This is a genomic window from Ruminococcus bicirculans (ex Wegman et al. 2014), assembly GCF_000723465.1.
Lineage (GTDB): Bacteria > Bacillota > Clostridia > Oscillospirales > Ruminococcaceae > Hominimerdicola > Hominimerdicola aceti.
Map to the genome: position 1 here is coordinate 891,341 of NZ_HF545616.1, position 16,259 is coordinate 907,599.

Sequence of the window (16,259 nt, forward strand, 5' to 3'; positions counted from 1 at the left end):
TGTTTGCTTAATCGTTTTAAGAGATTGACATTAAATTAAGTTTGTGATAAAGTAAAAATGCAATAATTCGGCAAGCTAAATTAATCAGAAATTAGTTAAAGTAATGAAAAAGGAGTATGGTTATGACAGGAGTAATGAGAAGATTTTCTGCGGCTCTGGCGGCTGCTGCAATGGCTGTTAGCATTGTGCCTTTCGCAGATATCAGCGCATATGCGGAGTATGCGGCGACACACCCAGAGGGATTTGTTTATGTTGACGGCTCAAAGTTTATGTGTGACGGAAGCCCTTACTATTACGGCGGCACGAACTGCTATTATCTCACCTATAAGTCAAAGAGTGAGGTAAAGAATGTTTTCGATGACGCTTCAAAAATGGGGCTTAAAGTAATAAGAATTTGGGGAAATCTTGACGTTGGTAAGAAAACAGGCGAGATCGACTCGCAGTCTGGTCATGAGACCTTTGAGGGCAACAATGACGGAACGGGCGAAAAGGACGGAGTTTACTTCCAGTATTGGGACGATGAGGCTGGCAAACCTGTTGTGAACGAGGGCGAGGACGGCCTGAGACATCTTGATTATATTATCAAGCAGGCTGAAGAACATGATATGAAACTTGTTATCACTTTCACGAACTATTGGGAAGCGTTCGGTGGAATGGGTCAGTATGTAAAGTGGTATCAGATGTCACAGGGCAAGAGCGTTGGCAATAGCAAAGTGGACGAAAAGGACACCTGTGATTTTTACACTAATGAAACTATCAAGGGTTGGTATAAGGATTATATCAAGACTTTGTTAAATCACACCAACTACTACACAGGCGAGAAGCTTATGGATTCTGAAGCTGTTTTTTCTTGGGAGCTTTCAAACGAGCCGAGATGTACTGTTGACGAGTTCTGCAAGGACGATATTCTTTATAACTGGGCAAAGGAAATGTCAGCATATGTAAAGTCTATCGACCCTTATCACATGGTATCTGTTGGCGACGAGGGCTTTTATAACCTTGGCTATCAGGAAGCTGCAAGGCAAGATCTTCCGTCTTCCGCATATTCAGGCTACTACGGTGTTGACTTTGACAAGCTTATGACTATCGACACTGTAGACTTTGGCACACCGCATATGTACGTTGATCAGTGGGGCTTTGACCTTGGCGATGATGACCTCGAATGGATAAAGCGCCATGCCCAGACCACATCTTCCGCTGACAAGCCTATTATCTTTGAGGAATTCGGTCTTACAGACAAAACAAAGCGTGACGCCGCTTATTCCGATTGGCTGGATATTGTAACAGGGGACTACTATGAGGGTGTTGAATATCAGGGCTTCAACTACTGGATGATAGCTTCCTATCTTGATGACGGCACTCTTTATCAGGACTATGACGGCTACACCGTTTACGGCCCTGAGGGTATCGAAAAGACGGACAGCACAAGAACTCTTATGATGAACGCTGCTGCAAAAATGGAAAAGAAGAACATTGTAAACACCACTGACAAGTCTACATACAGTTTTGACAGAAGCAAGTCAGGTAACGTTGTGGTGAATGTTTCTATGAAAGAGGGCAGCATAAGCGGTGTTGAGGTCGGCGGAAAGAAACTCTCGTCAGACGATTACACCATAAGGGGCAACGCTGTTACTATCAAGGCTTCTTATCTTAAAAGGCAGGAGCTTGCAAAGTATTCGTGCAGGATACTCACAACAGGCGGCAATCAGCCTAAGTTCAATCTGACGGTGAGCGACAGCTCTATCCCTAAGCCTATTATCTCTCCTGAGATAATCTCTGTTGACGTAAACCCTAAGAAGTGCAGTGATGTTGATATCACCATGGATCGCAAGACAAGCGAGTTCAGAGGCATTGTTGCTGATGGAAAAGCACTCGCAGAGGGTACAGATTACACAACTTCGGGCGACACTGTGACCATTAAAAGTGCATATCTCAAGACGCTTTCAGCAGGCATTGTGACGCTTAAGTTCGATTTCTATGAGGGCGAGGATAGGGAGCTTACAATAAATGTTTTCGACACCACAGGCTTTGATGAGCTTGACACATTTGAGAGCTATTCAAATGATAAGGCACTTTGGTCGTCTTATTCAAGAAACACAGGCGGCAATGAAGTTTCACTTTCTCTTGCTGCTAAGAACGGTTCAAAGGCGCTTGCTTTCGGATATGATATCGGCTCGCCAAACGGCTACTGCGGAGTAAACCACCCTATTGCAGTAAGAAATGCTTCATCATTTGCAGGCGTTGAGCTTTGGGTAGAGGGGGACGGCACAGGCAACAGCCTTACTGTTCAGCTTAGAGACGCAAACGACAATTATTTTGAAGCGCAGATAGCACTTGATTTCGCAGGCGGAAAAACTATCAAGATACCATTCGCTGACTTTAAAGCGCCAAGCTGGCAGTCGGGCGGAAATCTTGATACATCAAAGCTTAACCAGTTCTCGTTCTATATGGGCGGAGATTCTGCCCGAAAGACAGGTACAGTTTACATAGACAATGTTGTTTTCTACGAGGACGGACAGATCGAGAAGCCACACCTTTCCACAAAGTCAGGCATATTTGACGCTGATGCTCCAAGCGGTGTGAGAACAGACCTTGTGCTTTATGGAAAGAGCGTAGAGTCTATCATAGTAAACGGCAAGAAGCTTACAGGCGGCTTAGATTATTCTACAAGCGGAAGTCAGATAATGCTCAACGAAAGCTGGCTCAAGACGCTTACAAATGGTAATTACACACTTACATACACATTCTCAGACGGAAGCACAGATACATTTGCACTCACTGTCAAGAATGTTAAGTCATCACACATTCACAGCTACACCGCAAAGGTAACAAAGGAAGCTACATGCACAACAGATGGCGAGAAAATTTACACTTGTACTTGCGGAGACAGGTACACTGAAACTATCCCTGCAAAGGGTCACAGCTGGGTAAAGGGCGAGACAGTTGCTCCTACAGAGAACGAAAAGGGCTACACTATCTACACCTGCGCTTCCTGCGGCGAGACAAAGAAGGACGATTACACCGACCCTATCGGTCACAGGCACAGCTATACCCTCACATCAACAAAGGCTGCAACTTGCGAAGCTGACGGCGAAAAGGTATACACTTGCTCATGCGGTGAAAAGTACACTGAAACTATCCCTGCGACAGGTCACAGCGAAAGCACATGGATAATCGACAAGGCGGCTACTGCGACAGAAAATGGCTCAAAGCACACTGAGTGTACAACTTGCGGCAAGGTGATAAAGACAGAGGTTATCCCTGCAACTGGCGAGGTAAGTGACAAAAAAGAAACTGTTATCTTCACAGGCTCGGCAAAGACATCAGGCTGGGGTCAGGCTATCACACTTTCCACAACCAAGGAGGGCGGCAGTTTTGACAGCTCAGTTATCGAAAAGGACGGATATTTTGAAGTTCAGTTCAAGGGCGGCACTGACAAGGCGGAGGTCATTCTCCAGAGTTGGTCAGGCGGTGCAGACTGGGCGAGAGTTTCACCAACTGAGGTAACAGAAAAGGACGGCATTGTATACGCAAAGTACAGCTACGACGATGTTGCGGCGGCGTTCGGAACAACAGATTTCTCTAAAGTAGACCGCTTCCATGTTGGTGCGGCTAACGGAGATATCGAAGTTCTTAGTGTTAAGTATATTGTCGGAAAGTCAACAGAGCCGGTTGATCCGGTAGATCCTGTTGACCCTGATAAGCCGGAGCAGGATCCATATGTATCTATTTTCTGGGGTGCAAAATCATGTGGCTCATGGGGTCAGGCAGTTTCAGTTATGACTTCAAAAAATTATGGCAGTTTTGATGTTTCGCATCTCTCTGCAAATGGCTATTTCTATGTTGAGTATTCAGGTGCAGAGAACGAGCTTGAGCTTATTCTCCAGAGCTGGTCAGGAGGAGCAAGCTGGGCAAGAGTTCAGCCTAGCGAAACAGGCAGAGTGCATGATCATTACTATGCTAAGTTCACATATGCAGACTGTGTGAAGGAGCTTGGTACAGGTTTTGATAAGCTGGATCAGCTTCATGCTGCGGCCAAAAACGGTGATATCACAGTTTATTCTATTTGCTACTGTACACCTGCTAGGTAATTTAAGAAAAAGCGTTACATTTATTAAGATGAAAAAAGAGCGAATGACGTTACGATCATTCGCTCTTTATATTTTGTTTACTTGTTTTTCTTTTTGCGCTTTTTATCCTCTAAAGGAGTCATGCTCTTTGCACAGATCGCCATTGTTGAAGCGTTGTGCAGAAGCGCTGAGGCTGACGGCTGTAAAAGCCCGAAAGCTCCTGACAGCAGAAGCACTGAATTGAACAGCAGTATAAATCTGTAGTTACTGTTTATTCGGTGCATCAGCTTTTCGCTAAGCTGTCTTATAGCCGCAAGCTGTGTAAGGTCTGCACCACGAACTGTGATATCGGCAGTTTCCTTTGCGATATCGGAAGCATCGCTCATTGCAACAGAAACGTTTGCCGCCGCAAGGGCTGGAGCGTCGTTTATTCCGTCGCCTACCATTATTACTCTGTGTCCATGCTCTTTGAGTTGTTGAACATATCTGTGCTTGTCCTCAGGAAGAACCTGCGCCCTGAAATCTGATATGCCAAGCTTCTGTGCAGTTATCTCGGCAGCCTTTGCGCTGTCGCCTGTGAGCATCACGATATTTGTGATGCCTGCTTCTTTGAGCTGTTTAACGGCTTCCTCAGCTTCAGGTCTAGGCGGGTCGCTTATGCAGAGCGCACCTGTGAGCTTGTCGCCTACAGCAAGATAAACTACCGAGCATGCTCCCGACTTTTCGTCGATCTCAGCCTGCTGTTCGTCTGTTATTTCTATGCCCTCGTCCTCGCAGACAAAATGCCTGCTTCCTATGATAGCACGTTTACCGTGAAGCGTTGTTGAAATTCCGTGGGCAACTATATACTGCACCTCGGCGTGTTCCTCGGCATGGTCGATATCTCTATCGGCCGCACCCTTTACTATAGCTCTCGCTACGCTGTGAGGGAAGTGCTCTTCAAGGCAAGCCGCAATTTTCAACGTTTCCGCCTCGGAGTAATCCCCAAGGGCTATTACCTTTTCAAGCACAGGCTCAGCGTTTGTAAGAGTGCCGGTCTTGTCAAAAACGATAGAATCGGCAAGTGCGTATTCTTCAAGATATTTTCCGCCCTTTACCGTAACGTCATCATCAGCGGCTTCTTTAATAGCGGATATAACGGCTATAGGCGTTGAAAGCTTGATAGCGCAGGAATAGTCCACCATAAGAACGGAAACTGCTTTTGTGACATTTCTAGTAAACAGCAGTGTAAGACCAAAGGCAAGAAAGCTGTACGGCACGATAGAGTCCGCAAGACGCTCCGCTTTGCTCTGCACCCCTGCTTTAAGGTTTTCTGAGTTGTCGATAAGCTCGATTATCTTGCTTATCTTTGTGTCGGAAGAAAGCTTGCGAACTTTTATCACAACTGAGCCTTCCTCGACAACGGTTCCGGCAAATACGCTTGCTCCTGCGCTCTTCATGACCGCAAGAGGCTCGCCTGTCATGGAAGCTTCATTTATGTAAGCTTCGCCCTCGGTTATCTGACCGTCAACAGGAATAACGCTTCCTGTGCGAACTCTTATGCAATCGTCCACCTGAAGCTGTGACATTGGTATAAGAGTATCTGCGTCCTTGCCTGCCAGCCATACCTGATCTGCCTTTATCGCCAAGCTGTCAGTAAGAGCGGCTCTTGTTCTTGCTCTTGTGTAATCCTCCAGCAAGCCTGATACAGAAAGCAGGAACATGACAGTGCCAGCCGTATTGTAATTTTTCTGGATAAGACAAGCGCTTATTGACGCTCCGTCAAGCACCTCAACTGTAAGCTTGCCGTCAAACAGTGCGCTTACGCCCTTTGCTATGTATTTAAGTCCGCTGTACACGATAAGTGCTGCGCCTATAGGTGCAGGCAGAATAGCTTTTCTTATATATCTTTGCATCACAAGCTTTGCAAGGTCAGATTTGAATGTTCTGTCTATCTCCTCGGTGTCATACTGATTGTCGCTGACAGGTGCCAGGTCGCTTCCTCTGAGGTTTCTTACAAGTTTGACAGCTTCGGCTCTGTGACCCTCTTTATAGCGTATAAGTATTCCGCCGTTCTCATAGTGAGCCTCGCAGGCGATCGCCCACGTGTTTGACATAACAAGCTTATGTATCGACCGTTCAAGTTCTTTTGTGAAAGCGTTGCTACCACAGCGAAAACGTATGCGGCAGGGCTTGTCATAAACGATCTGAGCTTTCATTATTCAGTTACTTCTTCCTCGTCATTTATCCCTGCCTCAACCTTAGCGTCATAGCAGATGTCAGATGCTTCGTCCTTCATGCTTCTCAGTGCTGACTGAGCGTCGCTCTTGAGCTTCATTCCCTTTGCAAGACCTGTAACGGCAAGCTCTCTTGTTTTCTTAGCCTTTACGACTTTCTTGCCAAGAATGACTGCGGCTGCTCCGCCTACTGCACACCAGAATTTCTCGTCTTTAAAACATTTTAACATAATTATTACCTCCTGTTTTGTTTTTAGATATTAGTAAGAACTAATTATTTCTGTATATACAGAAACTCTGTCAAAAGACTAGCTTTTTACAAGTCTTATGACAGATCTTTACCACGTTTTTATTATAACTCCAAGATGTTTATTAGTCAAGTCAAACCGACAAATTTAAAAATTATTTAAAACTATGTATAATCTTTTGCCGTAAGTTAAATTATCATCGTTTTTCTAACTTTTCATATTTGGGTGAAGCTTTAGGATAATGTTAAAATGTTTATGATATCTTATCAGTAAACCGCAAGAATGAACATTACAACGAATAGATAATAATTGACAAAAACCATAAATTCGGGCTTTTATTTATATGTAAGTTATGCACACAACCAAAAATATTATAACTTTTTGTTAAATCGGTTGAAGCCATAACAGAGTTATGTTAAAATATTACCATAACAATACGGGGAGGTCTGCGTTGTGGGTTATATTATCCATTATGATATATGTGCCCTTGTGATATATGCTATCACAGGAGTTGTATTCTATTTCAAGAAGCGTATTCCGTGCAATAAGAATAAGGTCTTTGGCATTCTCGTGGGCGACTCGGCTTTGTCAACTGTGTTGGATATTTTAAGTGTGTTTTCTACCGGTGAATGGGGCATAGGGCTTAAAATCTTCTTCCATACGGCTTATTATTTTACACATAATCTTATTCCGTTTCTATTTGTGATCTATATACTTTTCCTGACGGACGGCTATAAAGAGATGTCGGCTCTTTTCAAAAGCTTTTTATATACACCGATGATCGTTGACCTTTTGCTTGTGATTACGACGCCTGTAACACATTTTATAATCTATGTGGATAGTCAAGGTGGTTATCATCGTGGCACTCTTCAGCCATTTACATACATTGTGGCGATTTATTATCTTATATTTGGCATCGTTTACGCAATGGGTAATAGAAGTATGCTATCAAGACAGGTGGTTACTTCTATAACAGCCTTTATCTCAATGACGGTAGTGGCGGTAATTGTTCAGATGATCAATAAACTCCTCCTTGTGGAGTGCTTTGCGGCATCTGTATGTATGCTTCTAATAATGTTCACTTTGCAAAGTCAGGACGATATGATAGACCAAGGAACGAAAATGCTCAACTGGAGCAGCTTTGTCAATAGGTGTTCCATAAAATATGCCTCAGCTTCTGATTTTACATTATTGCTCATAAGGATACCGGATTTCAAAATGTTTATGAAAACCTTTGGCGGACGTTTTTCCAACTCTCTGTTAAGAAGCTTTTCCGACTATCTTTATAACTTTGTTAATCTGGGCGATGGATTTTATTTGGAGGACGAATGCTTTGCTCTTATGTTTCCGAAGGATTCTGAAAAGGTGGGGGAAACGTATCGTGCGATAAGGAAAAAGCTGTCTGAAAACTGGAATATAGGTACTGTTGATACTTTGATAACGGCCTGCTTTATGCGTATCGACTGCCCTGATGACGTTGACAATGCAGATATGCTGGTGGACTTTATCGAGCAGTTCAAGCATCGTGAACCTGAAACTGAAAGACTTCTTCATGCAACTGACATAAACTTTTATGACAGCAAACGTCGAAGCGAGGTAGAAAATGCTATAGACAAGGCTCTGGATAATCGTGGCTTTGAGGTATACTATCAGCCGATATATTCAAGTTCAAGAAACAAGATAGTTTCCTGTGAAGCCCTTGTTAGGCTTAAGGATGAAAAGCTTGGATTTATCCCTCCACAGGAATTTATTCCTATAGCTGAGGAAAACGGCAAGATACTCAAAATAGGCAAATATGTTTTCGAGGAAGCCTGCCGATTTATAAAGAAAGGCGTGGGAACTTCACTTGGTATCGAATATGTGCAGGTAAACCTGTCGGTAGTCCAGTGCATGCAATCTGACCTTGTAGAGCAGCTTCTCAGCATTATGGACAGATACAAGGTAGACCCATCGTCTATTTGTCTTGAAGTAACGGAAACTGCGGCGGTGTATACTCCGCACATTATGGAGAAAAACATCAAGACCCTTTCCGACTATGGTGTGAAGTTTGCACTTGACGATTATGGTACGGGATATTCAAATATGACATATCTTCTCAGCCTGCCTTTCAGGTTTATCAAGCTTGAAAAGGAAATAGTCTGGGAATGTTTCAAGAGCGAAAAGGCGCATATCGCCATTGAAAGTACAGTGGCGATGATAAAGAAGCTCAATATGCAGATAGTCGCCGAGGGTATCGAGGACAAGCACCAACTCGACACGCTTCTTGGCATGGGCTGTGATTTCATTCAGGGATACTACTTCTCAAAGCCTGTTCCTGAAAAAGATTTTATTGAGGTGCTTAAAAAGAATAATACTCAGGCTGTGACGGTTTAAGCAGTCTGATGAAAAAAGCCCTGACTTCGGTCGGGGCTTTTTTCACATGGTTTTCACTTTGCATTAAGGTTTGTTTAAGTAAGGAACGCTATAATATAGTCATAACAAAACCAAGACGGGAGGCGTTCTTGTGAACGTAAGTAATATGGCTATTCTTATTATTGCGGCTGTGCTGCTTTCTTTGCCGCTTGTTTTATCTGCTGCATTTTGTGTTGAAGAACGCTGGGGCTTTCTTTCACGAAAACATGATAAGTGGATAGACGAACATTACAGATAATAGGCAGACAGATAAGTATGAGTTGTCCGTCATACAAATACAAGCGTATTTCACAAACATACATTGAAAAAACTATAAAAATTAGTCCATTTATACATTGACTTAATCACGCAAATTCGGTATACTATTTATTGTAACGTCAGCGTGGGAAAAGTACGCAGACAGGAATAATTCTATAGTTTATAAGGGGTTTGTGAAATGACAAAGGTTGTAAAATTCGGTGGAAGCTCTCTTGCAAGTGCTGAGCAGTTCAAAAAGGTAAAGGAGATAATCACAGCGGAAAGCTCAAGAAGATTTGTTGTGCCGTCTGCTCCTGGTAAAAGATTTTCAAACGATACAAAGGTAACTGATATGCTTTACGGCTGCTATGATCTTGCTGCAAAGGGCAAGGATTTCAGCAGCGAGTTCGACGCTATCAAGGAAAGATATTACGGCATAATCAATGATCTGGGTCTTGACCTTTCTCTTGACAAGGAGTTTGAAACTATCAAGGCTTGCTTTATCGGCAAGGCAGGACGTGACTATGCGGCTTCCCGTGGCGAGTATCTTAACGGTATCGTTCTTGCTAACTATCTTGGATATAACTTTGTTGACGCTGCCGATGTTATCTATTTTAACGATCAGGGTCAGTTTGATTCTGCAAGAACAAACGAGGTGCTTCCTCAGAGATTAGCTACACTTGACAATGCGGTAATACCTGGTTTCTACGGCTCAATGCCTAACGATACTATCAAGACATTTTCAAGAGGCGGTTCTGACGTAACAGGTTCTATCGTTGCCGCAGCAGTAAACGCTGATCTTTATGAGAACTGGACAGACGTATCAGGATTCCTGGTATGCGACCCTAGAATTATCGACAACCCACAGCCTATCACTACCATAACATATAAGGAACTGAGAGAGCTTTCTTACATGGGTGCAGGTGTACTTCATGAGGACGCTATTTTCCCTGTAAGAAAAGCAGGTATCCCAATAAACATCAAGAACACAAACAAGCCTGAGGATATGGGTACAATGATCGTTGAGTCCACATCTCAGAAGCCTGCATTCACGATCACAGGTATAGCAGGAAAGAAGGGCTTTACTGTAGTTAATATCGAAAAGGATATGATGAACGCAGAGCTTGGTTTCGGCAGAAGAGTGCTTGAAGTATTCGAGAAGAATGGTATCTGCTTTGAGCATATGCCTTCAGGTATCGACACAATGTCTGTCGTTGTTCATCAGGCAGAGTTTGCTCCAAAGGAGCAGGAGATAATGTCAGGTCTGCACAGAAACTGTCACCCTGATACAATTGATATTGAAACAGACCTTGCGCTTATTGCAGTTGTGGGACGTGCAATGAAGTCAAACAGAGGTACAGCAGGCAGAATATTCTCAGCCCTTGCACACGCTCATGTAAACGTAAAGATGATAGATCAGGGCTCTAGCGAGCTTAATATCATCATCGGTGTAAACGAGGCTGATTTTGAATCTGCAATGAAGGCTATCTATACAATTTTTGTTGATACACAGCTTTAATACAATATGAAAAATATGGCGGACGGCTTAGGTCGGTACTAATATAGAAACTTTTCAACAACTATTATGAAAGACCTATACAGCAGGCTATAACTAAGAAATAAGAAAGACAGATACTTCATTTGACTGAGGTATCTGTCTTTTTGCGTTATATATCAAAACTTATTTGAAAATGCTATCCGGTTTATTTTCCAATGTCCCATTCTTAGCCAACGGCAAAGCCTCGCACTGACGCAGATGATGTTTTTTTGATTAGCTCACCCCTTGATCTCACTTATCACACCCTTATCCATTTCATGCACAGTATCGCACAGCACGGAGATGTCCTCCGCAGAGTGTGAGCATATAAGAATAGTCTTGCCCTGCTCCTTGTATGAAAGCAGGTACTCACGCATTTCTTTTACTCCGTCCTTGTCAAGACCGTTAAACGGCTCGTCGAGAATGAGTATCTTCGGATTTTCCATAATGGCTTGTGCAAGTCCCAAACGCTGCCGCATACCAAGGCTGTATTTACGAACGTGACGCTTTAGGTCAGGATCAAGTCCCACCTGTTTCATACTGCTTTTTATCTCCTCTTTGCCGATCTTGTTGTTGAGCCCTGCAAGCAGCTTGAGATTTTTGTAGCCTGAATAGTATGGGATAAACCCCGGTGTTTCAATGATAATTCCCATATCTTTCGGAAAATCAACGTCCTTTCCGACCTTCTTGCCGTCAACGATAATCTCACCGCTCGTGGGCTTGATAAAACCACATATGCACTTCATAAGCATTGTCTTTCCGCTGCCGTTTCTGCCGATAAGTCCGTGTATCTTGCCCTCCTCAAAGGACACATTTATGTGCTTTAGTATCTCCGTTTTGCCAAGAGTAAGACACACGTTGCTAACTCCTATGATATCCATTATCATTCCTCCCCAGCCGTCAGAAAATTAGTTTTCCGTAGCAAAACTAATGACAGCAAGATCAAAGATACTATGATTGAAAAGAAATATATGTAGGAATAAGATATTTCATATATCTGCTGCCTGAAGAACTTTGTAAAATGCGTTTTCACTATGGCATTACAACACGGAAAAGCCCAGCGTATCGGCGTTTCAAGGTATATTGCCGCACCGCCTGCCAGAAGTAAAAAGACATTTATGCCTACACCCAGAAGCTTTTGCCTAAGCTCTGCAAAAACGAGCATAATAAGACCGCACACCAATAACAGCAGAAATATCAGCACCGCAGAATTGCCTGCCGACCGCAGCGGTACATATTGGTAGTAAAGATTTTCAGGAATAAGATTTGCAGCAACGCTATCGGCGTTCTCGGGAAAGAGCCTGCTGTAATCTGTGACTGTTGCCGACCATTGTTCGCTCCATTGCAAATAACCTGCCGCCGCAAGAAACGTGCTGAGTATAACTCCAAGCATAAATGTAAGTGAAGACATAACAAGAAAAAGCATTTGCCCAAGCAGCCAATTAACACGCCATGTGCGCTGCACGCAAAACAGCATATTTCCATCGTTTTTAGGAAAATCTCCTATAAGCGTAATAAAAACTATGGGCATTATCATCAGCAGTACGTCTGAATTGGTTATTGCAATAAACGGCTCAAACAGACCAAGTTTAACGCCTGTTTGTTTTGATATCTCAACTAACGGCTTTACGGCAAATTGATCTATGAATATCAATGCACATAGAAATATCAACATTCTTGAACTGCATATCCATTTGATATATTCACTTTGTGCCGTCCCCCATACCGCCCTTATTCTTGTTTTACTCACAACAGTCATACCTCCTTTGCAAGAAGCTGACGCCAATTATCGCCGCAAGTATCATCAATACGGCTGCGGCTAAGATCACATACACAGTCATGCCGTTTTCTATGGCTCGGAATATCCCGTTGAATGAAAATAAGCTGACGATCTTTCCGACATTGGCGGAAAACCCTTTTGAAAGTCTGTTTATAAGAGTGTTGTAAAAATAAAAGAACATAAACGGTATGCAAGTCATCATATATTTGTTTCTGCTGAAAACAGAGATGATATATGCAGGCAATGCACTTAACGCTCCTATTATAAAAGCACCTGCCATTCGGCTCAAATAAAAGCAGCCTATATTCATTGAATGAAGCACTGCCGCAGCTGAATGACTGTTCGTATCCATAACAGACGGAAACATAATTACTGTAAATATCACAAAAAGCCCGTATCCCAGACAAAGTACCGCCGCTGAAGTAAGCACCGCCGACACAAGTCTTGATGCAGCAAAAGCAATTTTTCCGCTGCGTTGCATTTCAAACCGCTTTAACGAGATGTTCTCTGCTGAAACACTTTTAACAAACGGCAGAACGCATACAACAGGCGAAAACATTATCAGCCAGCTGCTCATAGCTGCACGAATGATATTTTCACGAACGACAGAATTTCCTTCAACAGCCTCTGTGGGGTCACGCAAAAGCAGTATGGTCAATACTGAATAGCCTTTTCCGCCGTCTGCATCGGTGTAAACATTTGTTATACAGCACAAGCCAAATATCATAATGGCACATATTACAGGCACAGGGCTGATGAGCATTTTACAAAGCTGTGTTTTCAGACACTTATTGAAATTCATGTTCTATCCTCAGTTTTCCGAAACATCTGCATTGTTGAACAGTACCAAAGCTTCTCCATTCAGAGCATTGACAAATACCATTCGTTCATTGTCTGTGGTGGTGTCGAGCCATATAAACCAGCCAAGCTCTGTTTTATATTTTGTATCACCTTGAAAATAGAACTGTCCGTCGCTATCCTTGTTCCATGGTTCACCGTTTGCTTTAACAACATTCTGCATATATCCGAGGTCTATTCTATTGACTGTATATTTATGATTTGCCGCAAGTGTATTTTCACATATATCTAAAGCACTTTCTAAGGTAACGCATTTATCGACACTTTCCGCAGAGCCGTCAAGCTCGCAAAAGCCATGATCTCCCAAGAACTCTCCTACGGTGTTTGGAGCGGTCATATACAGCTTTGCTCCAAAATACGGATATTCATCAAAATCCCCGTCGCTATAAAAGAAATCGTTCAGGGCGATTCCATCGACGGTTCTTTGAATATGAAAAAGCAGAGCATTTTCCTGATCGTATTTCAATACATCAACGTAAGCTATTTTCATATTTCCAAATCCGCTGTCGGTCAAAGCCTGCAAAAAGCCGTCTACATACTCAACGCCCTGACTGAGTTTATACGTCTGTCCGCCAAGAACATACTCTTCGTCTTCATAGGGTCTGTCTACAAAAACTGTTTTTATCGTTTCACAGTCATAGGCAGATTCTTTAGAAAGAAATCCGATGCCTCCATTTGATGCAACATTTAAATAGTACGTTGTGTCATCATAAACGTTGCCGGCAGGAAAAGAACTGTCAAAGCCCTGATAATACTCTTTCTTATAGTCCTTGTCGGAAATAAACAGCGGCCTTATTTTACCGAAACACTGCTCACGATCGTTCACCTGCTTTAGGTCAGCGAGTTCAGCCTTTTCCGGCAGATCATTTGCCAAGGCTTGAAGTGTTTCAGTCGGTACAGAAATATTTTCATACTCTGTATCAGTTGACAAAATATCTTTTTTTACATCAGAAAAGCTCTCAAGCTTTATGCTGATATCTTTTGTATCACTGGTTTTACCGCCTGCTGCACAGGCTGTAAACGTACATATCATCACAAGAAGTACAAATATCTTAAATATTTCTTTCATCGTTGCTCCTTTTATAAAAATGGCTGCCGACAAGCAGCAGCCATAGCACATTATTTAGGCGTTCTTGTGTATCCTGAAGCTTTTATATCATCCTCATCATAATTATTGAGTGTGATTTTATTCTTCACTTCTGCTGTTGGTTTATATGACGATGTCATCGTTATAAAATACTCATAATTGTCTCTTTTATCTATCGTTACTTTATTGCTGCCATTTGGTGAACTAAACGTAACATTAGAATAGAGCACCTCATCTTGCCCAGTCCAACTTGTTATAATAACATTCTTTGTTGTACCGTTGTTGATCTTAACTTTATTGCCAGCTTTAAGAGTCTTGGTTATAGATTTAGTGCTTTGTGTGTATTTTGCACTTATTGTCCACGTCGCACTTGAATATGTATCTCCGGAATTATATGCACTAGCCCCAATAGCCATAGAACTCATCATCATAACAGCAGCACCCATAGCTGCGATCCTTTTTACGATCTTTTTCATATTAAACGTCATTTCTTATTATAACATCCAAATATTTGAATGTCAATGTTTTGTTTTTTGATTTTGGATTATATAAATTTTATTACTGCATTGGAATCACCTGTCCTTTCTGTACACAGCCTATTATTTTAGCAGAACGCTGTGCTACTATAAATCGTAATGGTCTCATAATCAGAACCGTTATAAACCTTTGCGATTGTTTTAAGGCGGTATGTACCGCTGCTTAAAGACTCTTTGGAATTTGAAGAAATCGCATACCAACTGTTGAATGTTTTTGTCCAACTACTGTATTTATTCCATGAAGATCCATTTTTCTTCTGAAGTGTTTGAGTTATAACGATTTTAGTAGTTGTACCTGAAATACCACGTACAGTGGATTTACAAGTTGCAGCCTTGTTGGAGATTGACAATGTACCTGATATTTTATCTGTGTATAAATAACAAACAGAAATGTCATCGTCAGAAGGCGTTTGCAGTTCGGGTTCGGCAAAAGCTGTAAGTGATAGGCATAGCATAATAACAACCGATATAATTGTAGATATCACTTTTTTCATATATGTAAGTTCCTCCTTTCACAAAAAATAGGTGCAAGAGATTTATTTTCTCCTACACCTACTATGATAATGAAAATTGTTTGTTTGTGATATGTTTTTATTAATTTACTTTATTTTTGTGAATTCACACAATTCCAACACAGACCGTTTGTCTAAGTTGCTGCATATTTCAAAAATATATTTACCATTGTCCCACATAAATGTATGATCATGATCTGTATTATGAACTAGATACTCTTGTCCGTTTTCATCTGTATATGATTCAATTGTTGACTGTTCATTATCATAATTACTAAGATATGCATCTTTTGTGTATTGTTCAAAAAAGATATAATCATCATCCTTGAAGTATGTTATTATAATTGAATTTTCCATTTTATCATAGTCGACTTGTTTAAATCCATTGGGAAGTGAAGATATATGATATTCCTCGTCAATCGAATGCGGATATGAATTCACAATTTCACTGTCTGCTATAATCTCCGTATGGTCTGAAAAAATATTCATAAAGAAATTACAAACTGCCTCTCTCACAGCTTTTACGCTAAGCGAAGAAAATGATAGGATCAACAATGCTGTAACAAAACAAGCAACACGTCTGCCGGTCGTGCATATAAGAGTAAAATAGGGCTTTTCTCTGTGTTTTATAAGTTTGTTTATTTTTTTATTGTACTTTTCCGAAAATTCATATCGTTTGTCTACTTCAAGAGTTTCAACATAATCATCCAATCTGGCATCTACGACTTCATCGAGAGCTTTTGAAAAATATGAAAAATTATTCATG

13 protein-coding genes are annotated in these 16,259 nt (G+C 41.8%); 4 read left to right on the plus strand and 9 right to left on the minus strand.

Features of this window, described 5'->3' with window-relative positions; translation table 11 throughout:
• Nucleotides 1-122: 122 nt before the first annotated feature.
• Nucleotides 123-4,091, plus strand: a complete 3,969-nt coding sequence (locus RBI_RS03960; protein ID WP_051706416.1) for a CIA30 family protein — start codon at nt 123-125, stop codon at nt 4,089-4,091.
• A gap of 77 nt (nt 4,092-4,168) precedes the next feature.
• On the opposite strand, the gene RBI_RS03965 is transcribed toward RBI_RS03960, so the two are convergent.
• Nucleotides 4,169-6,268: a heavy metal translocating P-type ATPase gene (locus RBI_RS03965; protein ID WP_038671195.1), complete on the minus strand. Its 2,100-nt coding sequence runs from the start codon at nt 6,266-6,268 to the stop codon at nt 4,169-4,171.
• The gene (locus tag RBI_RS03970; RefSeq protein ID WP_038671197.1) at nt 6,268-6,516 is read right to left on the minus strand and encodes a hypothetical protein; all 249 of its coding nucleotides are present in this window, start codon (nt 6,514-6,516) and stop codon (nt 6,268-6,270) included. Before RBI_RS03970 ends, RBI_RS03965 begins: the two co-directional genes overlap by 1 nt.
• 471 nt (nt 6,517-6,987) lie before the next feature.
• Here RBI_RS03970 and RBI_RS03975 point away from each other — a divergent pair, with 471 nt between their 5' ends.
• The 3 genes from RBI_RS03975 (at nt 6,988) to RBI_RS03980 (ending at nt 10,702) form a co-directional block, all read left to right on the plus strand.
• Entirely contained in the window at nt 6,988-8,907 is a 1,920-nt protein-coding gene (locus RBI_RS03975) for an EAL domain-containing protein (protein WP_038671199.1), read from the plus strand.
• Nucleotides 8,908-9,037: 130 nt separating this feature from the next.
• Nucleotides 9,038-9,184 (plus strand): hypothetical protein, encoded by a 147-nt coding sequence (locus tag RBI_RS14925; protein WP_158455080.1) that lies wholly within the window; start codon nt 9,038-9,040, stop codon nt 9,182-9,184.
• Nucleotides 9,185-9,382: 198 nt separating this feature from the next.
• The gene (locus RBI_RS03980; RefSeq protein WP_038671201.1) at nt 9,383-10,702 is read left to right on the plus strand and encodes an aspartate kinase; all 1,320 of its coding nucleotides are present in this window, start codon (nt 9,383-9,385) and stop codon (nt 10,700-10,702) included.
• 257 nt (nt 10,703-10,959) lie between these two features.
• Here the strand turns inward: RBI_RS03980 and RBI_RS03985 are convergent, their stop codons facing one another.
• From RBI_RS03985 to RBI_RS04015, 7 genes are all read right to left on the minus strand, one after another.
• Nucleotides 10,960-11,601, minus strand: coding sequence for an ABC transporter ATP-binding protein (locus tag RBI_RS03985; protein ID WP_038671203.1), 642 nt, complete (start codon nt 11,599-11,601; stop codon nt 10,960-10,962).
• Nucleotides 11,602-11,603: 2 nt separating this feature from the next.
• Nucleotides 11,604-12,470, minus strand: a complete 867-nt coding sequence (locus RBI_RS03990) for a hypothetical protein (RefSeq protein ID WP_038671205.1) — start codon at nt 12,468-12,470, stop codon at nt 11,604-11,606.
• The gene (locus RBI_RS03995; RefSeq protein WP_038671207.1) at nt 12,463-13,302 is read right to left on the minus strand and encodes a hypothetical protein; all 840 of its coding nucleotides are present in this window, start codon (nt 13,300-13,302) and stop codon (nt 12,463-12,465) included. The genes RBI_RS03990 and RBI_RS03995 overlap by 8 nt, the downstream gene beginning before the upstream one ends.
• A 9-nt stretch (nt 13,303-13,311) precedes the next feature.
• Nucleotides 13,312-14,427, minus strand: coding sequence for a hypothetical protein (locus tag RBI_RS04000; RefSeq protein ID WP_148303559.1), 1,116 nt, complete (start codon nt 14,425-14,427; stop codon nt 13,312-13,314).
• 50 nt (nt 14,428-14,477) lie between these two features.
• Nucleotides 14,478-14,921, minus strand: a complete 444-nt coding sequence (locus tag RBI_RS04005; RefSeq protein ID WP_117878587.1) for a hypothetical protein — start codon at nt 14,919-14,921, stop codon at nt 14,478-14,480.
• A gap of 128 nt (nt 14,922-15,049) precedes the next feature.
• The gene (locus tag RBI_RS04010) at nt 15,050-15,475 is read right to left on the minus strand and encodes a hypothetical protein (protein ID WP_038671213.1); all 426 of its coding nucleotides are present in this window, start codon (nt 15,473-15,475) and stop codon (nt 15,050-15,052) included.
• Nucleotides 15,476-15,580: 105 nt separating this feature from the next.
• Nucleotides 15,581-16,258: a DUF4367 domain-containing protein gene (locus RBI_RS04015; protein ID WP_038671215.1), complete on the minus strand. Its 678-nt coding sequence runs from the start codon at nt 16,256-16,258 to the stop codon at nt 15,581-15,583.
• Nucleotide 16,259: the final 1 nt, after the last annotated feature.

Excerpts from the sequence above, each read along its gene's own strand:
- RBI_RS03960 (WP_051706416.1), top strand. The coding sequence starts at position 123 with ATGACAGGAGTAATGAGAAGATTTTCTGCGGCTCTGGCGGCTGCTGCA.
- RBI_RS03965 (WP_038671195.1), bottom strand. The coding sequence starts at position 6,268 with ATGAAAGCTCAGATCGTTTATGACAAGCCCTGCCGCATACGTTTTCGC.
- RBI_RS03970 (WP_038671197.1), bottom strand. The coding sequence starts at position 6,516 with ATGTTAAAATGTTTTAAAGACGAGAAATTCTGGTGTGCAGTAGGCGGA.
- RBI_RS03980 (WP_038671201.1), top strand. The coding sequence starts at position 9,383 with ATGACAAAGGTTGTAAAATTCGGTGGAAGCTCTCTTGCAAGTGCTGAG.
- RBI_RS03985 (WP_038671203.1), bottom strand. The coding sequence starts at position 11,601 with ATGGATATCATAGGAGTTAGCAACGTGTGTCTTACTCTTGGCAAAACG.
- RBI_RS03995 (WP_038671207.1), bottom strand. The coding sequence starts at position 13,302 with ATGAATTTCAATAAGTGTCTGAAAACACAGCTTTGTAAAATGCTCATC.
- RBI_RS04000 (WP_148303559.1), bottom strand. The coding sequence starts at position 14,427 with ATGAAAGAAATATTTAAGATATTTGTACTTCTTGTGATGATATGTACG.
- RBI_RS04005 (WP_117878587.1), bottom strand. The coding sequence starts at position 14,921 with ATGAAAAAGATCGTAAAAAGGATCGCAGCTATGGGTGCTGCTGTTATG.
- RBI_RS04010 (WP_038671213.1), bottom strand. The coding sequence starts at position 15,475 with ATGAAAAAAGTGATATCTACAATTATATCGGTTGTTATTATGCTATGC.
- RBI_RS04015 (WP_038671215.1), bottom strand. The coding sequence starts at position 16,258 with ATGAATAATTTTTCATATTTTTCAAAAGCTCTCGATGAAGTCGTAGAT.